Genomic DNA, 16,554 nt, shown 5'->3' with positions numbered 1-16,554 from the left:
TAATCATGCGTCCTTTTTTACATTTGTTTGTCGATTTCCCGGGAAATAATTGCAGTTAATTGTCTCTTTGTATCGTTAGATGTCAACGATCACTTCCTCTTCTCTAAAACCTATAAAAAAAATAGACAAAATACATATGGTTAGTGAAGTATTGAAGAAAACAAGGTATACTTAAAAAAAGGGACCCGAGGTGAATGCAATGAAAACAATACCCGAATTTATGGAAGAGTACCGAAAGCTCCCGGATGATGTTAAAGAAGTAGCCTTCCTTTACGCGATGGCTAGTATTAAAAAGAGAGATCCGATCGTCTATGACAAAACAACTGAAAAGATTGAACGTCTCATTAATCAATATAACCTCTAGAATAACTACATCCGTGTCGGGTTTGAATCGACATGGATTTTTTTCTGGGGAGATCTGAATTGGAGCGTGATCTTCATGAAATTCGATACGATCGTTGTTGGTTCAGGGCTTTCAGGACTTGTTGCAGCCACTGAAATTGCCGAGCGAAAAAAACGTGTTCTATTAATTGATCAAGAAGGTAGGCAATCATTAGGTGGACAAGCGTATTGGTCATTCGGAGGACTCTTTCTTATTGATTCTCCCGAACAAAGGAAACTGAATATTCAAGACTCTGCTGATCTTGGTTGGCAAGATTGGCAAGGGAGTGCGAGTTGGGATCGCTTAACGGACCCTTATGATGAAGATATTTGGGCAAAGAAATGGGCGGAAGCTTATGTGAATTTCGCTGCAGGTCGAAAGCGGGAGTGGCTTCAGTCTCTTGGGATTCGATTTTTCCCTATTGTTGGGTGGGCTGAACGAGGGGGTTCTTTAGCGCACGAACATGGCAATAGCGTTCCGCGTTTTCATATCGTTTGGGGTACCGGTCCTGCGATTCTACAACCTTTTATCACGAAGCTGAACGATTTACAAAACCTTACTTACTTGCCGAGACATCAAGTTGATCAATTGATTATGTCAGGTGGAAAAATCGTTGGGGTTGAAGGTTATCGGTTAGAAGAATCCAACGCGATGCGAGGTCGCGCATCAAGCAAGACTGCAATCGGTGAGTTCCGTTATCTAGCAGACTCTGTCGTCATCGCTAGTGGAGGGATTGGTGGCAATCTCGATCTCGTCCGGAAAAATTGGCCAACTTGGCTCGGGAAAGCACCTAAGAAAATGATTGCCGGTGTTCCTGAATATGTGAACGGTCGCTTACTACAAGTTAGTGAACAAGTTGGAGCCCGAACTGTCAATAAAGATCGGATGTGGCATTACACAGAAGGAATTCGAAACTGGTACCCGATGTGGAAATCTCACGGCATACGAATTTTACCGGGCCCTTCTTCCATTTGGTTGAGTGCAACAGGAGATCGCTTTTCCGCTCCAAACTTCCCTGGGTTTGATACACTCTCAACACTAAAAGCCATTCAAGACACCGGGTATGACTATTCTTGGTTTATTACGACAAAAGAGATCGTAGAACGAGAGTTTGCTTTATCAGGATCGGAGCAAAACCCCGATCTTACAGGAAAAAATTTAAAACTCGTTTTAAAACGCGCACTCCCTGGTCCTACTACTGCGGTTCAAAGCTTTTTAGACTTTGGTGAGGACTTCGTTACCGCTCAGTCCTTACCAGAACTTGTCAACAAAATGAACACCCTTACTGATGAGCCGTTACTTAACCTAGATACGATCAAAGATACAATTGTGGCTCGAGATCGTGAGTTAAACAACCCGTTTACGAAAGACGCACAAGTGCAAGCAATCCATAATGCTAGACAGTACATCGGGGACCAAAAGATTCGTGTCGCAAAACCTCATCAAATTCTTGATCAGAACCACGGGCCACTCATTGCAGTCAAGCTTCATATTCTTAGTCGCAAAACTCTCGGAGGATTGCAAACGAACCTAGAAGGCGCTGTTCTAAAAGACGGAATACAACCGCTGCCAGGACTTTATGCGGCAGGTGAAGCAGCTGGGTTTGGAGGGGGTGGCGTTCATGGCTACCGCTCTCTCGAAGGAACATTTCTTGGAGGTTGCTTGTTTAGTGGTCTACAAGTCGGTCACACACTCGGATCGAGCTAACAAACGTGCTTTCTACACCTAAACCGCCTGCGAGTCACTCTCACAGGCGGTTTATCTTTAATATTCCTTACGATTGTAAATGCCCATTGTTACGAAGTAAGAGATTACAAAGAGTACAAGACCGATGACTAGAAAGCTCCCATTAAATACAAGACTTCCGTTCATCGATGCTACCGTTTCAACATTCATTTGTTCAATTAATCTTGCAAACCCTTGTTGGGCAAGTAGGAAGAGGCCGACACCACTTAGTGTTGCAACGAGAACAATCGTATCTGATTTTTCCGTACCGAACACGTACGTTGCAGGATAACTAATCGCACCCATAATAAATGCAATGCCCACTCCAGTCATCATCGTGTACATTAACTCTTGGTTCATGGCACTTCCAAGCACCCATTCCGCAACGACAAAAGCCATGATTGTAATTACAACGCCAATACTCATTAAGAATAGAAAGAATAGATATTGGCTTTGAACGATATTGCCTCGATTTACGGGTAACGTTAACACAAACTTATTCCAACCTGATTGTGATTCATGCTTTAATACTTCAAAAGCAGGAGAAACGAGGAAAATAATCGGCATGTACATGGCGAAGAAGACAAGAAGTTCATTACCAATTCCGATTGTGACGAGAACTAGAACAAATGCAGCCACTGCATAACTAAGAATCGTTTTAGAAACCGAGTAGTATTGATTTAGGAATAATCCAACCATTACATGTCACCCCTCATAAGTAATAAACTAATGTCATCAATCGTACGATTTGAATCAATTGATCTTCGCTTACTTCAGAACGGTTTGTAAGCAACACTTCAACATATTCCCCGTCAGCTTTTTTTTGCGATGATGTTTGTTTTTGTTAATTGTTGTACTTCTTCATTACGTAACCGTGCCACTACATATTCATTTAACAACGCCTGCTTACTTACACTTAGACGAATCTTTCCACCTTTAATGAATACTAACTGATCCGCAATTTTCTCTATGTCACTCGTAATGTGTGATGACATTAAAATCCCTCGATCTTGATCTTTAACAAACGCTTGTAATACTTCAAGTAGCTCCGCGCGCCCTGTCGGATCGAGTCCTGCTGTGGCTTCATCTAAAATGAGTAGCTTCGCTTGATGAGACAGTGCGACTGCAACGCTCAGCTTCATCGACATACCTCTTGAAAAATGACCCACAGCCTTATCTTTAGGCAATTGAAAGAAATCAACATAATGGAAAAACGTTTCTTCACTCCAATTTTTGTACACCCGATTTAGTACTCGGTTGAGCTTCTTGACTGTTAGTCGCTTCGGTAGCTTTAAATCATCAAAAACGACGCCTATGTCCTCTTTTTCTGCTTTGTTCTTATGATCCACATCTCGCTCAAACATTTGAATTGAACCTGTATCAACGCGAAGCGTTCCGAGAATGGATCCCATCGTTGTTGATTTGCCAGCTCCATTTTCTCCAATGAATCCGACAATTGAACCGTAGGGAATTGTTAAGGAAACATCCTCTAGTGAAAATGCAGAGTCTTTGTATGATTTATTTAGGCCAGTAACTTCTAAAATTGCTGTCATCGTCATCCACCCTTTTCATTGTTTCATGTTAAAATGATCGACTGATCTTGTCTTCTTAAAGCTAGTGTACGCCTTAATACCTCTTATCTCAGTACTTTTGATGCAAAAGGGCGTAAACCGGACTGTTTACGGAAATGATGTCATGAAACGGGAGAACACCGTCATAAAACGACCAGCGCCTCATTGAACATTTTAGTTGTACACAAATCTTCGCAGCAAAAAGCCGCTGATCGATTGATCAGCGGCTTTTACTATTTATCCTTCTGTATCGTCAGGGTCGATATCCATGTCTTCAACTTCCGCTAGTTCTGGCGCTTGGTGACTTTCTTTTTGTTCAAAGAAAATCTCCATTGCTTCTCTGGCAATATTATTCGCAATTCCTGCAAATTCTCGGTTACGACTAATGGTTACGTTTGGTACAACAACCGCTACGGCAACCTTCGGGTTATCATAAGGAGCATAAGCGACCATCGTTTGGTTATTGAGCGAATGCCGTTTTCTTGCACTTGGGCAGTCCCTGTTTTTCCGGCAGCTTGGTATTCAAAACTACCGAGCTCACGATTTGCCGTTCCTCCACCTTGACCTGAGACGCTAACCACTTGTCTCATCGCGGCTTGCATACGATTGATGTCACCGATCGGATTGTCGACCGTATTCAGAACTTCTGGTTCGTAGTAGCGTATACTTCCTCCTGCTTCTCCTGGAACTTCCCCTGGTTCAAGTACATCCCGTACGAGGCGAGTCCGCATTCGAACTCCGTCGTTTGCGAGCGTTGCCGTATACTGACCAAGTTGTAAAGGTGTGTAATCATCATATTGTCCAAAACTTAGCAATAACACCATACCTGCAGTGTTCGGTCCCGTAATGCCTTCAGACTCAAACGGTAAATCAATACCTGTACTCGTCCCTAATCCAAATTGAGCATAATGCTCACGTAACATATTGTACGATTCAGAAAGAGTGTTCCACGTATTATTGCTACGGTTGTATCCTGCTAGACGCATCGCGATTTCTGCCATATACACGTTGGAAGAACGACGAATCGCATCTACATCGTTCACATAGCCCATATTCACAACAGACGAGATGGATGGTGTATTGGGCAAATGAGTAATTGGAGCATCATGGATTACTGAACCATGGCCGATTGCGCCATGACGATAACCTGCTAACACGGTTGCTGGTTTAATTGAAGACCCTACGGTATAACTATTGTTTACTGTACCGAGGTGACCTTGATAACCGACAAGCGCCAAGATGTCACCAGTTGAAGGTTCAATCATGACGACATACGCATCACGACCAGCGGGGAACGCATATCCACCATACCCATCGATTCTGCGTGTTACCATTGCATCAACCTCTTGTTGCAAACGCATATCAAGCGTGAGTCGCAAATCATTTCCCCTGCGACCTTCTTGCATTTCCACATCACCATTCGGCAACGTTGTCATAATGGCTTTCTCACCACGCAACAGATCTTCATACTCTTGCTCTAAATATGAAGTTCCCACAGCATCACTACGTTCGTAACCTTTCCCCAAGTATCCATCAACAAGCTCTGCAGGAATCGATCCTACACTTCCAAAAAACGATGCAAATTGTTCACCGTACGGATATACTCGTTCCGCATCTCTCATTAAATCCGTACCTGGCATTGTATGTAACACTTCACCAATATGATGTGCTTGTTCTTCACTTAATCCACGTGCAATCCGGTTTGGTGAATGATTGTAACCGCTGAGCATCTCCCGCCAGATTACGACAGCTTGCTGTTCTTCCAGACTATAACTCTCGCGTATTTCCTCCGCATCTAAGCGACTGAGTTGCCTTGTATAAATATCACTTTGACTTAGGTCGTCTGTAGAAATCTCTTCGCTTGTCACGAGTTCATCTACAAATGCTGCCATCGGCCCGAACGACCCATCTTCCTCTCGCTCTTCAATCGAAGCTTCATATAAGAAATAGTCTTGCCACTCTCGGTCGTTAATGTCTTCTACGTCTTCTTCATCGATTTCTAAGTAATTGACTAGTTGATGCGCAATTTCATAACGCTCTTGCTCATTCCCTGGGCGATTTGTATACGTAAGCGAAAGCTGCATGTCATTATCAACTAATACATAATTATTGCGATCAAACATAACTCCCCGTGGAGCATCTACAGTCGCAGTTTGCTCTTCTTCTTGGCTTAACATTAAATCGTAAGAATCTCCTTGAACGATTTGCACGTACCCAAGACGCAATATAAGAATAGAAAACAAGACAAATACCCCAAAGAACAGTACGTTAAGACGATAAGGAATGTGATTCTTACGTTTTGGCTGCCCCATCGAACTCTCCCCAATCTTGTGAAAATCGATTTACAAAATAATCAAAAACAGCAAAATCATCAGTTATCAATTCATCCTAATGGACTAGACCTAGATGCGTCCATCGTAACACAAGAAAAGGAAATACACACCGTTCTTAATAAAACAGAAACGAAGAAAGTCGAATATCATTTTGAGTATCGATAAATACGAACAAACAAGAAAAGTGATCTACTTGTTCGTTTCCACGAACAAGCAAAGTGACTTTGTGATGATGTTAGACGTTGTCACCCTTCCTCAACATGGATTGCTTAGCAAGTGAAGCCATAGAACCCGCTTAATATCATTTTAAGTATCACCGTTTCTTCTTTTCATCGCGACCTCGTAACTTGTCTACTTAATGAATGATAAGATGTGTTGATTTACAAGTTCTGGTTGTTCTAGATGTACCCAATGCGTTGCCCCACCGATAAACACTCCTTCTCCATTTCTTAGAAGTGTTTGACTTTCCTTTGCAAGTTTCGTTGATAGAAAATGGTCGCCGACTCCCCAGATCATTTTCGTCGGTACGGTCACCTCTACATCAAGGTCCATCGATTTAATGCTTTGTGGCATTCCACGATACCAGTTCAACATGGCTGTCATTGCACCTGGTTGACGCCAACTTGCTTCATACAATTCAAGGTCCGCCTCTGTAAACGTACCCGGATTACTCGACATTTTAAGGGCCTCACTCATATACGAAAAATCACCGGCTTCTAGAAACCGTTCTGGAATTTCAGGCAATTGAAAGAAAGCCATATAGGAGCTACGTATCCATTGCATCGGTGAGGTGAGTAGCACTTTCGGGAAGACCGCCGGATGAGGAATATTGATGGTAATTAAACGTTTGATTAACTCCGGATGAGTCGTTGCAAGGTGCCAAGCAACAGCACCTCCCCAGTCATGACCCATTACGGTTACCTTGCCTTTCCCTATGCTCTCAATTAAACCAACAAGATCGTCTCGTAGTTCATCGAGTTGATAGGCTCTGCGTCCAATCGGTTTATCACTTTGGTTATACCCTCTTTGGTCTGGGATAATGACGTGATACCCCGCTTTCGCTAACGGTTCAATCTGCTTTCTCCAGCCATACCAAAATTCAGGAAACCCATGCAATAAAATAATCGGTTCACCTTCTAGGTCTCCAGCACTTGCCACATTCAATGTAATCTCATTTACTGTGATTGACTGAAACTGAATGTTCATTATGATTCCCCTTTCGGTTCATTTGGTACACACCAATGAAACTAAAGATGACACCGGCTCCCCCACAAACAATGAGTAATTGCCAATTCGGTAACCAATTTACACCTGACGATGAAACGACCCAAAAAGACATTGCCGAAAACAACGTTAGCGCAATTCCAGAAACCAGCGTTCGCAATGATTCATACTGATTCATTGCGTTATAAAGCCACACGGTAACGAACATGAGATAAGGCAGTATACTTAAAACTTGTACGATTAGAACGATAAGGCACTCACCCTCTCCATTTGAAACGCCTTTTGTCTATATTATTACACAAATTCCAAATATAAGGAGTTGTTTTTCGAGTCAATCAAGAAAATCTCGCTCGAATCTTTTGCGCTTCTTCTGCTGTAATTGCTAAACGTTTATTACCCATTCTGCCGGTCATTGAATCCGCAGCAAACAACGAGTTCCAGATCGCTTCTTCTGTAGCGCTCGCGGTCGCATCAAAAATTCCATTCATGATTGCATCGTTGTCTCGAAGAAAAGAATAGTTATCCACTTGTTCGGATTGATCGTGTGCCGTTCGGTGAGCTGTCGAAAAAGCAATTGCAATGTCACCGCTGCCGTGATGTGCCGTCGATCCAGTTCGTGCAAGTCCAAATGCGGTTCGCTTCGCAATTCGATGTAACTGCCTTTCATTTACTCGTAAATCCGTTGCAACGATCATCATGATTGAACCCGGAGGCTCTTGTTGATCTAAAGATTGCGAAAAGTTTGAGACAACAAGCACACCTAACGTACCATCCCCAACCTTTCTAGAACTTGTTCCAACCCCACCTTTGTAACCCATACAACTCATGCCCGTTCCTGCTCCGACACACCCTTCAGCTACTTCAGCACTTGCGTTATAAATCGCTTCTTTCGCATGATGAGAGCGTATGTGCATTCCTCTTATATCATTTAAATAGCCGTCATTACATTCTCCAACCACGACATTTACGGTTCCTGTTGACGTTCCAATCTCTTCGTTACGTTCTAATAACCATTGAATCGTCCCTTCGGTTACGGCTGGCACACTAAATGTATTCGTTAGCATAATTGGACTTTCTAACGTACCAAGTTCTTGTAATTGGACGAGTCCCGTCGTTTTTCCGAAGCCATTGATGACCGCAGAGCTCGCTAGAACTTTATGTTTAAAAAGATTATCTTGATGAGGCAAAACCGCTGTTACCCCTGTTCGGATTGCCGTTCCTTCTACTAAGGTTACATGACCAACAGTTACACCTGGCACGTCTGTAATAGAGTTTTTCGAACCCTTTGGCATTGAACCAAACTGCAAATAATGACTTGCACGTTTTTGCATGATTTTTCATCTCCATTTCTACATCATCGACATACGTTATCTTAGGAGGGATACGATGTCATTAATTGAACAGTTACCACTCAGTGTCTCGTCACATCATATTGTACAGCCTCGAGTGGATGTCTACTACCCAACAATTCGGGAACATAAAAACAAAAAAGCTGAAACGAGAATTAATCAAACGATCAAACAAACGGTGTGGCGTATGATGAAAGATCAAGGGTACGGCCAAAAAGAAACCGAGCTAACAGGAACGTATGACATTAAAACGAATCAACACACATCTTAAGCTTAACTCTTTCGATTTATCAATTTTCTGGTGGCGCACACGGAACAACGCTTGAGAAGGGCTTAACGTTTAACACAGAAACCGGGCAACTTCTTTCATTTAAAGATCTTTTTTTTAACAACCAATGATCACCGAACGATCATAAATGAACAGATCAAAAGTCAACTCGACGAGCGCCATTTAACGAGTGATTTACTCGTCCCCTTTTCAGGAGTGAATGACGACACAAATTTCTACATCGCTGATCAAACACTTGTCGTCTTCTTTAATCAGTATGAATTATTACCGTACGTGTACGGGATTACCTACTTCCCGATTCCACTGTACTTGTTCCCTGACGTTTCATTGCCTTAAATTGAAAAAAAGTGAGTCGCAATGAACAATTGCTGACTCACTTTACATTAGAAAGAATAATATAATCGTTAAAATGACGAGTATGATTGGAACAATAATTAAATAGTGGAGCGATAACAGATTAAAGCTACTTTCACTGCTATACTTCTCCGAACCAGGATTCTTAGCGATCGCTAACGTCCAAACAATTCCAATCGTTGTCCCGATTAAGAGCAACAAGAACAAACCTAAGTTCATATAATCCTCCTGAGTCATTAAAGGTCATTCCATGTAAGTTTAACATAGTTGTGTCCTCTTTCATTTGTAAACGACTGGTACATCGTTAGTTTCGGGAAATGTTAATAAGGTAGGAGGCAATTTCCCTCTCTTTCTCTTCATTTCGCAGCTGTTCATTCTCAATTGCTTCAATCTGTTTTTTTTAGTTGAAGCACGTGTGACGGATAGAAAATTAAAGGCTCTCCGTGTAAATCACACCCTCGTATGATCACATGAACGTGTGAATCATTAGATTCACAATGAACCATTGCAATCCAGTCGAAATCTATCCTCAATTGACGTTCCAACCTCCACATCGCTGCTTGAATGACTTGTTTAAAATCGAGTTCACGGAAACTAAAAGAAATATGTAACCGAAACGCTGGTTCAATTGCCGAAGTTTGTCTATCAATTTTTTTGAACGAAAGCGCGTCGATCTGTTAACGACTTCCCAAAAAAGCGCTGATGCGGCTCTTTTTGCTCGATATAATTCAAATGATTGGCGATTGCGGTTATTGGTGGTGTGAGCCCATTTCTGAAATACGACAACTGTACTTTTGCCATCTACATCCACTCCTTATCCAATAAAAAAAGGAGCCCGCCACTGGGACATAATTGTCCTTGGTGGCAGGCTCCTCCTAAAAAATCTCCGTATTTGATTAACTTCAGTGTATCATTTAGTCGTTACTTTTCAAGTAGTAATTCGGTTTATGCTCTAAATTGTGAACCGTCTTGATGTAACGAACGGTTTTCGTTTTCGCACGCATAACGATTGAATCCGTTTCTACAAGACCGCCTCCGAGAAACTTCGCTTCATTAAGAAACGTTCCAGAAGTTACACCTGTTGCTGAGAAAATTGCATCGTCCCCCGCAACAAGATCATTCAACATCAGAATACGGTGTGGATCTTCAATCCCCATCTCTTTACAACGAGCTATTTCTCCATCGTTTTGTGGGACAAGGCGACCTTGCATATCTCCACCGAGGCACTTCAGTCCTGCAGCAGCAACAACTCCTTCTGGAGCTCCCCCAGTTCCTAAGAATAAGTCAACACCTGTTCCAGGAAGGGACGTTGCGATTGCCGCACTAATATCATTATCTGAGAAAAGCTTTACTCGTGCACCTTTCTCACGAATTCGGTCAATCGTATCTTGATGACGTTCACGTTCTAGAACCATAACTGTAACGTCTTCAATCGCTTTATTATTCGCTTTTGCTACAATTTCAATTGTCTTTTCAACAGGGTCATCAATGCTTACCTTACCCGCTGCGTTTGGACCTACTGCTAATTTCTCCATATACATATCTGGAGCGTGAAGTAAGTTGCCACGATCAGCAATTGCAAGAACTGTAATTGCGTTCGTATATCCTTTAGCAACAATTGTTGTACCTTCTATTGGATCGACCGCGATATCAACCTCAGGGCCATTACCTGTTCCTAGCTCTTCACCGATATAAAGCATCGGTGCTTCATCATTTCCCCTTCACCGATGACGACGCGACCTTTCATGTTCACGGAGTCAAAAATCTCTCTCATCGCATTAGTTGCAGCTCCATCAGCTTGATTCTTATCGCCTCTACCTAACCACTTTGCGGCTGCAAGTGCGGCACCTTCGGTTACTCTCGTTACTTCTAATGCAAGTTCTCTATCCATTTCATACCTCCGCATTTTCTTCAATCGATAGAATAAGTATATCACATTTTATATTTGTATAGCCTAATAATATTTTTACGAATACCACATAGGCCCTTTTTCGTTTTATCTTGTGATTGTCGTTACCGTTTTTATGACATTGCATAAGGTAACTGTAAGGAGGGCGAATGTCATGGTAACGGTAACGGGTAAAGAGTATTTACATCGAATATCAAAGCTAAAAACTGAAATATGGCTTGAGGGGTCACTGTTACAAGGCCCTGTAACAGAGCATCCCGCATTCAAAGCGGTACTTCAAAGCAAAGCGAAACTTTATGATCTTGTGCATGAGAAGCAATACGAAGACATCTTGAGTGCCAAAGATCATCAAAGCAATTTCTCATATGAACCGATGAAAACAAAAGAAGACTTAGAGAAACACCGACTCGCGACACAAGTATGGGCAAACCAGAATGCGGGGTTACTCGGCAGATCCCCGGAATACGGCAACACAATCATTACAACGTTGGCGAACGCAAAAGATTATTTTGCAATGGCGGGAAGTGAGTATGGTGAGCGGATTGAACGGATTCATAAAGAAGCACTCGAACATGATCTTACATTTACGCATACGTTTGTGAATCCAAAAGCAAGAAAACGATCGTCGTTCTTTTCTGAAGAAGAAGAACTGCCCATCGCTGCTAAAATTGTAGACGAAACTGACGAAGGAATCGTGATCGATGGTGCACGACTTCTCGCCACTCAAGGAGGAATTACCGATGAGGTTATCGTCTTGCCCGCAGGTTTTGAGAAAGACTCATTATTTGCTTTCTCCATTCCATCAGCCACACCAGGTCTAAAGTTTCTCGCCAGACCTTCCTACGCAAATGATTCCCTTTACGACGAACCGTATTCTTCTCAATTTGAAGAAGGCGATGCAATTGTCGTTTTCGATAACGTCCTTGTGCCATGGGATCGGGTGTTTCTTTACAAAAGTGAGCGTTTATCACAAGGCTTGTTCTTTGAAACAGGTCTAGAACCTGCACTGTTGTTCCACGCATCAAACAGGCAAATTGTTAAAACGGAATGGCTCATCGGTATCGCTGAGGAGATGGTTGAAACGCTTAAGATCAGCCAGTTTCAACACATTCAACAAAAGCTTGCGGAAATGATTACAGCACTAGAAGCGATGCGCGCGTTTGTGTATTCTTCTGAAGCGCAAGCAGGGGTCAATGAGTACGGCATGATGGTACCATTTGCACCACCACTTAAAGCGGCCGTGTCTTATTACCAAACGACGTACCCACGACTTGTCGAGATCATTCAATTAATCGGAGCGAGTAATTTCATTGCCGCACCGAACGAAAAAGACTTTCAATCTCCAATTGCTCCGTTGCTCGAACGCTTTATCGGTGGTTATGACACCTCAGCAAAAGAAAAAGTCCAATTGTTACGACTTGCCAAAGATTTGACGATGGGTGATTTTGGTTCAAGGCAAACGCAATTCGAACGCTATTTCTATGGAGATCCTGTTCGATTATCAACAAACTTATACAATCATTACGACACTCGGCCGTACCGAGACCGTGTAAAAACATTTTTAGAAACACTTAGAAAGAATGACAATAGTCAAGCTCCAATTAACTAACATCGTATTACTCACTACGCTGAATTTGTTACTGAACAGCCGATTCTGATTCTGAACTTTTTACTGAGTCAGAATGGCGCGCTTACCGATAAACTCTGTTTGTAATAACCCCATCTGTATGATGTCGTGGTAACGCCCATCTCGGAAAATAGCTTCTCGGCTTCTTCCTTCTTGTTGGAAGCCAATGCGTTCATAAAGGCGGATCGCGCGTTCATTGAAAGCAAAAACGTTAAGTGAAATGCGATGAATATTCTGTTCTAAAAACGCGTATGTAAGCAGCACATTCACCGCTTCAAACCCATAACCACTTCCCCAATACTCTTTTTCACCGATGTCAATAATCATTTCTGCATTGCGATTTTTTTGTATCCATATGAATAAGTGATATGACACCAATTGGTGTGTTGGATTCCGTGTTGACGATCATATACGTTTTCGACTGGGGATGACCGACTAGCACTTGTTGGACAAACTGCTTCGTCTCTTCAAATGTAAAATCGTCTAAGGACAAGCTCGTCGTTTTCATCACTTGTTCATCTGTCCGCCATGCATGATAAATTTCTGCATCGTGGACTGTAAACTTCCTTAAGTGCAAACGTTCTGAATATAACATGTATAAGCTCCTCTCCTAATCAATCAAATGATTTACGAATCCGTTCGATTAAACGTTTCACCAGAGAAAAGCCATTTGAACATAAACTGTTCAAATGGCCTTCAATCTATTTCTTTTTCTTCTTGTTGTTTGAGCGGAAACCTTTATTGCGTGGGTTCTTTTGACCTTTACCACCCTTGCCTTTGGTTCCTCCGCTTTGACGGTTCTTTCCACGGTTTTCGCGTTTGTCGCCAGGTTTCTTACCTCGTTCACCTTGAATAACCTTTTGCTTTTGCGTGTCACGTCGCTTACGCTTTGGCATGCCAACAACTTCAAAATCAATGGTCGTTTCATCCAAGTTTACTTCGAGAACTTTCACTTCTACTTGGTCTCCAATGCGGAACATGTTCCCGCTGCGTTCACCAATGAGTGCGTACTGACGATCGTCATAATGGTAATAGTCATCGGTAAGGTGACTAACGTGAACCATTCCTTCAATCGTATTCTCTAAGCGAATAAACAGGCCGAAGTTGGCAGCGCCGCTAACAAAACCAGTGAACTCTTCACCTATCTTATCTTTCATATACTCTGCTTTCTTGAGGTCATCCACATCACGCTCTGCGTCGACCGCACGCCTCTCCATTTCAGAAGAATGGGATGTGATCTCAGGAAGCTTCCCTTGCCAGTAATCAGTCGTTTTCTTACCAGTTTGCCCATTCACTAAATACGTTCGAATCAAACGATGAACGATCAAGTCGGGATAACGGCGAATTGGAGAGGTGAAATGAGTATAGAAGTCAGCCGCCAGTCCGAAGTGGCCAACATTCGATGGGTCGTATTTCGCTTGTTGCATCGATCGCAAGAGAACCGTTGAAATAACCGTTTCTTCAGCTTCACCTTTTACAGAAGCTAAGATCTCTTGCAATGCACGTGGGTGAATGGCGTCACCACGTCCTTTTACGACATAACCGAAGCTCGTAATGAACTCAAGAAACTTTTGCAACTTATCGTCATCAGGGTCTTCGTGAATTCTGTAGACGAAAGGTAATTTCAACCAGTGAAAATGCTCTGCAACTGTTTCATTTGCACAAAGCATGAATTCTTCAATGAGTTTCTCACCAACAGAACGTTCTCGAATTTTCACATCCGTAGGTTTTCCTTGTTCATCCATGACGACTTGGGCTTCTTTAAAGTCAAAGTCGATCGCGCCACGATCAAAACGCTTCTTACGTAGGATCGCTGCTAATTTTTCCATTCGCTCAAAAAAATGGCACGAGCTTTTCATATTGCGCTCTCGTTTCTTCATTGCGATCCGCAAGGATTTCATTTACAGCTTGATACGTCATTCTTTCGGTCGTTCGAATCACACTCTCGAAAATCTCGTGATTTACCATGTCACCTGAAGGGCTAATTTCCATTTCACAAGAAAGTGTTAACCGATCAACTTTCGGATTCAATGAGCAAATACCGTTTGATAATCGGTGTGGGATCATCGGAATTACACGGTCAACGAGGTATGAGCTCGTCCCACGCTCTGCCGCTTCCACATCGATTGGTGAACCTTCCGTTACGTAATGGCTTACATCCGCAATGTGAACGCCTAATTTGTAATTGCCGTTTTCAAGTTCTTCAACATTCACTGCATCATCCAAATCTTTCGCGTCTGCGCCATCAATTGTTACGATCGTTTCGTCACGAAGATCTCGTCTACGTTCAATTTCTTCTGGTTTAATGTGATCTGCAGTATCTGCAGCTTGTTGTTGCACTTCATCAGAGAATTCACCTGGCAGTCCGTGCTTGTGAATAATCGCCAAGATATCTGTTCCAGGATCGTTTTTGTGCCCTAGAATGTGAACGACTTCTCCTTCAGCACCTTGACGACCTTCTGGATACTTCGTAATTTCAATGACGACTTTATGGCCTTCAGCAGCGCCGTGATTACGCCCTTCTGGAATAAAAACGTCACTCGACAAATGTTTATCATCCGGAATCACAAATCCGTATCGCTCGTAGTCTTCATACGTACCCACAACTCTCGTCATTCCGCGCTCTAGAATTCTCACGACCGTTCCTTCGGCGCGATCTCCTTGATTCCCGCCTTTACGTGACGATACTCGAACAAATACGATGTCCTTGTGCATGGCCCCTGCTAAATCACCAGGCGCTACATACACATCTTCTAGACCTTCATCTTCAGGAATAATAAACGCAAAGCCCTTTTGATGAGCTTGTACTCTCCCTTTAATTAAATTCATTTTGTCTGGAAGTCCGTAACGATTATTCCGTGTACGAATTAATTCTCCAGCCTCTTCAAGCGTATTTAACGTCTTCATTAATTCTTTATGGTTTTCTGCGTTATCTTCTAATTGTAATGCTTCTTGAAGCTCACTTACACTTAGTGGCTTCGTTGCTTCTTCTCTTATATAAGTTAGTATTTCGTCTCTCATACTAATCTCCTTTCTTATTGCTATCTAGCTTCAATTTCTTTTATAAATGATAGGATTCTTTCGTGAACACGCTCTTTATCTTTCCAAAGCGTAATAATATGCGGAGCATCCTCATAGAGCTCTTTGGTTTTAAGTTCGGCTTGTACTTCATCATAAATAACATCTGCATTCTCAGGTGGAACAAGTTCGTCTTTTCCTGCTTGAATAACGAGGGTTGGTTGTTTAATTTCATGCAAATGGTCTCTTACAGTAAAGATCAATTCATCAATTGAATGAAGTGTAGAAATCGGAAGTGTTTCAAACTCATCCATTTCGTCTTCAATCGTTTCTTCGTCCTTTTTTTCAAATTGTTTATATTGTCTTGCATACTGACGTACACCATCATATAAGCGGTCATTCATCCCTTGTTGCATAATTGGAGCACACATCGGAATAACCCCTCTTACATCAAAAGTATAACCGACTTTTAAACTGAGCAAACCGCCGAGGGAAAGCCCACAAACGATAATCTTCTCGTAACCAAGGTCCACAAGGTGTTGGTAGCCTTCCTCGACCGCTCCCCACCAATCCTGCCAAGACGTTTCCATTAGTTGTTCTGGTGGAACACCGTGACCAGGAAACATTGGCGCATGTGATGTATAACCATGCTTTTGTAAAAATCGACCGAGCATTCTTACATCACTTGATGAGCCGGTAAATCCGTGTAATAAGAGAACCGCGTGATCGTTCTCTCCCTCAAAGGTAAACGGTTGCGCTGGTTTAATTTTCAT

Annotated in this window: 16 protein-coding genes and 3 pseudogenes; 6 read left to right on the top strand and 13 right to left on the bottom strand. The window is 42.4% G+C overall.

From position 1 onward, the window contains the following. The first annotated feature begins 199 nt into the window (after positions 1–199). Together JCM19055_RS26915 and JCM19055_RS02210 are read left to right on the top strand one after the other, a co-directional pair. Positions 200–364, top strand: coding sequence for a hypothetical protein (locus JCM19055_RS26915; RefSeq protein ID WP_193745264.1), 165 nt, complete (start codon positions 200–202; stop codon positions 362–364). Between the two features lie 75 nt (positions 365–439). Further along, positions 440–2,089 carry an FAD-binding dehydrogenase gene (locus tag JCM19055_RS02210; protein ID WP_042358305.1) on the top strand — a complete coding sequence of 550 codons (1,650 nt, stop codon included), beginning with the start codon at positions 440–442 and terminating at the stop codon, positions 2,087–2,089. A gap of 57 nt (positions 2,090–2,146) precedes the next feature. On the opposite strand, the gene JCM19055_RS02205 is transcribed toward JCM19055_RS02210, so the two are convergent. From JCM19055_RS02205 to JCM19055_RS02195, 4 genes are all read right to left on the bottom strand, one after another. Next, positions 2,147–2,806 carry an ABC-2 transporter permease gene (locus tag JCM19055_RS02205; RefSeq protein ID WP_042358304.1) on the bottom strand — a complete coding sequence of 220 codons (660 nt, stop codon included), beginning with the start codon at positions 2,804–2,806 and terminating at the stop codon, positions 2,147–2,149. A 113-nt stretch (positions 2,807–2,919) separates the two neighbouring features. After that, positions 2,920–3,660 (bottom strand): ABC transporter ATP-binding protein, encoded by a 741-nt coding sequence (locus tag JCM19055_RS02200; RefSeq protein ID WP_152549699.1) that lies wholly within the window; start codon positions 3,658–3,660, stop codon positions 2,920–2,922. A 255-nt stretch (positions 3,661–3,915) separates the two neighbouring features. After that, positions 3,916–4,131 (bottom strand): hypothetical protein, encoded by a 216-nt coding sequence (locus JCM19055_RS31065; RefSeq protein WP_052365796.1) that lies wholly within the window; start codon positions 4,129–4,131, stop codon positions 3,916–3,918. After that, positions 4,089–5,990, bottom strand: a complete 1,902-nt coding sequence (locus JCM19055_RS02195; protein WP_052365795.1) for a penicillin-binding protein 2 — start codon at positions 5,988–5,990, stop codon at positions 4,089–4,091. Before JCM19055_RS02195 ends, JCM19055_RS31065 begins: the two co-directional genes overlap by 43 nt. Positions 5,991–6,008: 18 nt before the next feature. Between JCM19055_RS02195 and JCM19055_RS28025 the strand changes: the two genes are divergently transcribed. Next, a complete protein-coding gene (locus JCM19055_RS28025; RefSeq protein ID WP_265181654.1) occupies positions 6,009–6,176 on the top strand; it encodes a hypothetical protein in 168 nt (55 codons plus the stop codon). A 186-nt stretch (positions 6,177–6,362) separates the two neighbouring features. Here the strand turns inward: JCM19055_RS28025 and JCM19055_RS02190 are convergent, their stop codons facing one another. The 3 genes from JCM19055_RS02190 to JCM19055_RS02180 all read right to left on the bottom strand — a co-directional run bounded on the left by JCM19055_RS02190 (position 6,363) and on the right by JCM19055_RS02180 (position 8,566). After that, the gene (locus tag JCM19055_RS02190; RefSeq protein ID WP_152549698.1) at positions 6,363–7,220 is read right to left on the bottom strand and encodes an alpha/beta fold hydrolase; all 858 of its coding nucleotides are present in this window, start codon (positions 7,218–7,220) and stop codon (positions 6,363–6,365) included. Beyond that, entirely contained in the window at positions 7,183–7,443 is a 261-nt protein-coding gene (locus JCM19055_RS02185; RefSeq protein ID WP_042358302.1) for a hypothetical protein, read from the bottom strand. Before JCM19055_RS02185 ends, JCM19055_RS02190 begins: the two co-directional genes overlap by 38 nt. A gap of 127 nt (positions 7,444–7,570) precedes the next feature. Beyond that, complete coding sequence (locus JCM19055_RS02180; RefSeq protein WP_042358301.1) at positions 7,571–8,566, bottom strand: P1 family peptidase; 996 nt, start codon at positions 8,564–8,566, stop codon at positions 7,571–7,573. A gap of 55 nt (positions 8,567–8,621) precedes the next feature. Here JCM19055_RS02180 and JCM19055_RS02175 point away from each other — a divergent pair, with 55 nt between their 5' ends. After that, positions 8,622–8,855 (top strand): hypothetical protein, encoded by a 234-nt coding sequence (locus JCM19055_RS02175; protein WP_042358300.1) that lies wholly within the window; start codon positions 8,622–8,624, stop codon positions 8,853–8,855. 105 nt (positions 8,856–8,960) lie between these two features. Continuing rightward, positions 8,961–9,209: an RsiV family protein gene (locus JCM19055_RS25055; protein WP_081833378.1), complete on the top strand. Its 249-nt coding sequence runs from the start codon at positions 8,961–8,963 to the stop codon at positions 9,207–9,209. A gap of 42 nt (positions 9,210–9,251) precedes the next feature. Here JCM19055_RS25055 and JCM19055_RS02170 read toward each other — a convergent pair whose 3' ends face one another. From JCM19055_RS02170 to glpX, 3 genes and pseudogenes are all read right to left on the bottom strand, one after another. Next, a complete protein-coding gene (locus JCM19055_RS02170) occupies positions 9,252–9,446 on the bottom strand; it encodes a hypothetical protein (RefSeq protein WP_042358299.1) in 195 nt (64 codons plus the stop codon). A gap of 426 nt (positions 9,447–9,872) precedes the next feature. After that, entirely contained in the window at positions 9,873–10,028 is a 156-nt protein-coding gene (locus tag JCM19055_RS26910; RefSeq protein WP_193745263.1) for a hypothetical protein, read from the bottom strand. A 113-nt stretch (positions 10,029–10,141) separates the two neighbouring features. Next, a pseudogene (glpX, locus tag JCM19055_RS02165) lies at positions 10,142–11,118 on the bottom strand (class II fructose-bisphosphatase). A gap of 172 nt (positions 11,119–11,290) precedes the next feature. On the opposite strand from glpX, the gene JCM19055_RS02160 reads away from it, so the two are divergent. Then, on the top strand, positions 11,291–12,745 hold the full coding sequence (locus JCM19055_RS02160) for a 4-hydroxyphenylacetate 3-hydroxylase family protein (RefSeq protein ID WP_042358298.1): 1,455 nt from the start codon (positions 11,291–11,293) through the stop codon (positions 12,743–12,745). 60 nt (positions 12,746–12,805) lie between these two features. Here JCM19055_RS02160 and JCM19055_RS02155 read toward each other — a convergent pair. The 3 genes and pseudogenes from JCM19055_RS02155 to JCM19055_RS02145 form a co-directional block, all read right to left on the bottom strand. After that, a pseudogene (locus JCM19055_RS02155) lies at positions 12,806–13,358 on the bottom strand (GNAT family N-acetyltransferase). 106 nt (positions 13,359–13,464) lie between these two features. Then, positions 13,465–15,802: pseudogene (gene rnr, locus JCM19055_RS02150) on the bottom strand (ribonuclease R). A 2-nt stretch (positions 15,803–15,804) separates the two neighbouring features. Further along, on the bottom strand, positions 15,805–16,554 hold the full coding sequence (locus JCM19055_RS02145) for a carboxylesterase (RefSeq protein WP_042358297.1): 750 nt from the start codon (positions 16,552–16,554) through the stop codon (positions 15,805–15,807).

Source organism: Geomicrobium sp. JCM 19055 (assembly GCF_000698185.1).
Taxonomy (GTDB): Bacteria; Bacillota; Bacilli; order Bacillales; family Marinococcaceae; genus Geomicrobium_A; species Geomicrobium_A sediminis.
Note: the sequence above shows the minus strand (reverse complement) of the source record. Positions and strands in the feature narration are given on the sequence as shown.

Bases quoted from the DNA above. Each gene is read 5' to 3' on its own strand.
- JCM19055_RS02170 (WP_042358299.1), bottom strand. From the start codon at position 9,446: ATGAACTTAGGTTTGTTCTTGTTGCTCTTAATCGGGACAACGATTGGA.
- JCM19055_RS02145 (WP_042358297.1), bottom strand. From the start codon at position 16,554: ATGAAAATTAAACCAGCGCAACCGTTTACCTTTGAGGGAGAGAACGAT.
- JCM19055_RS26915 (WP_193745264.1), top strand. From the start codon at position 200: ATGAAAACAATACCCGAATTTATGGAAGAGTACCGAAAGCTCCCGGAT.
- JCM19055_RS02200 (WP_152549699.1), bottom strand. From the start codon at position 3,660: ATGACAGCAATTTTAGAAGTTACTGGCCTAAATAAATCATACAAAGAC.
- JCM19055_RS02205 (WP_042358304.1), bottom strand. From the start codon at position 2,806: ATGGTTGGATTATTCCTAAATCAATACTACTCGGTTTCTAAAACGATT.
- JCM19055_RS02180 (WP_042358301.1), bottom strand. From the start codon at position 8,566: ATGCAAAAACGTGCAAGTCATTATTTGCAGTTTGGTTCAATGCCAAAG.
- JCM19055_RS02160 (WP_042358298.1), top strand. From the start codon at position 11,291: ATGGTAACGGTAACGGGTAAAGAGTATTTACATCGAATATCAAAGCTA.
- JCM19055_RS26910 (WP_193745263.1), bottom strand. From the start codon at position 10,028: ATGGCAAAAGTACAGTTGTCGTATTTCAGAAATGGGCTCACACCACCA.
- JCM19055_RS02195 (WP_052365795.1), bottom strand. From the start codon at position 5,990: ATGGGGCAGCCAAAACGTAAGAATCACATTCCTTATCGTCTTAACGTA.
- JCM19055_RS02210 (WP_042358305.1), top strand. From the start codon at position 440: ATGAAATTCGATACGATCGTTGTTGGTTCAGGGCTTTCAGGACTTGTT.
- JCM19055_RS02175 (WP_042358300.1), top strand. From the start codon at position 8,622: ATGTCATTAATTGAACAGTTACCACTCAGTGTCTCGTCACATCATATT.
- JCM19055_RS02185 (WP_042358302.1), bottom strand. From the start codon at position 7,443: ATGTTCGTTACCGTGTGGCTTTATAACGCAATGAATCAGTATGAATCA.
- JCM19055_RS31065 (WP_052365796.1), bottom strand. From the start codon at position 4,131: ATGGTCGCTTATGCTCCTTATGATAACCCGAAGGTTGCCGTAGCGGTT.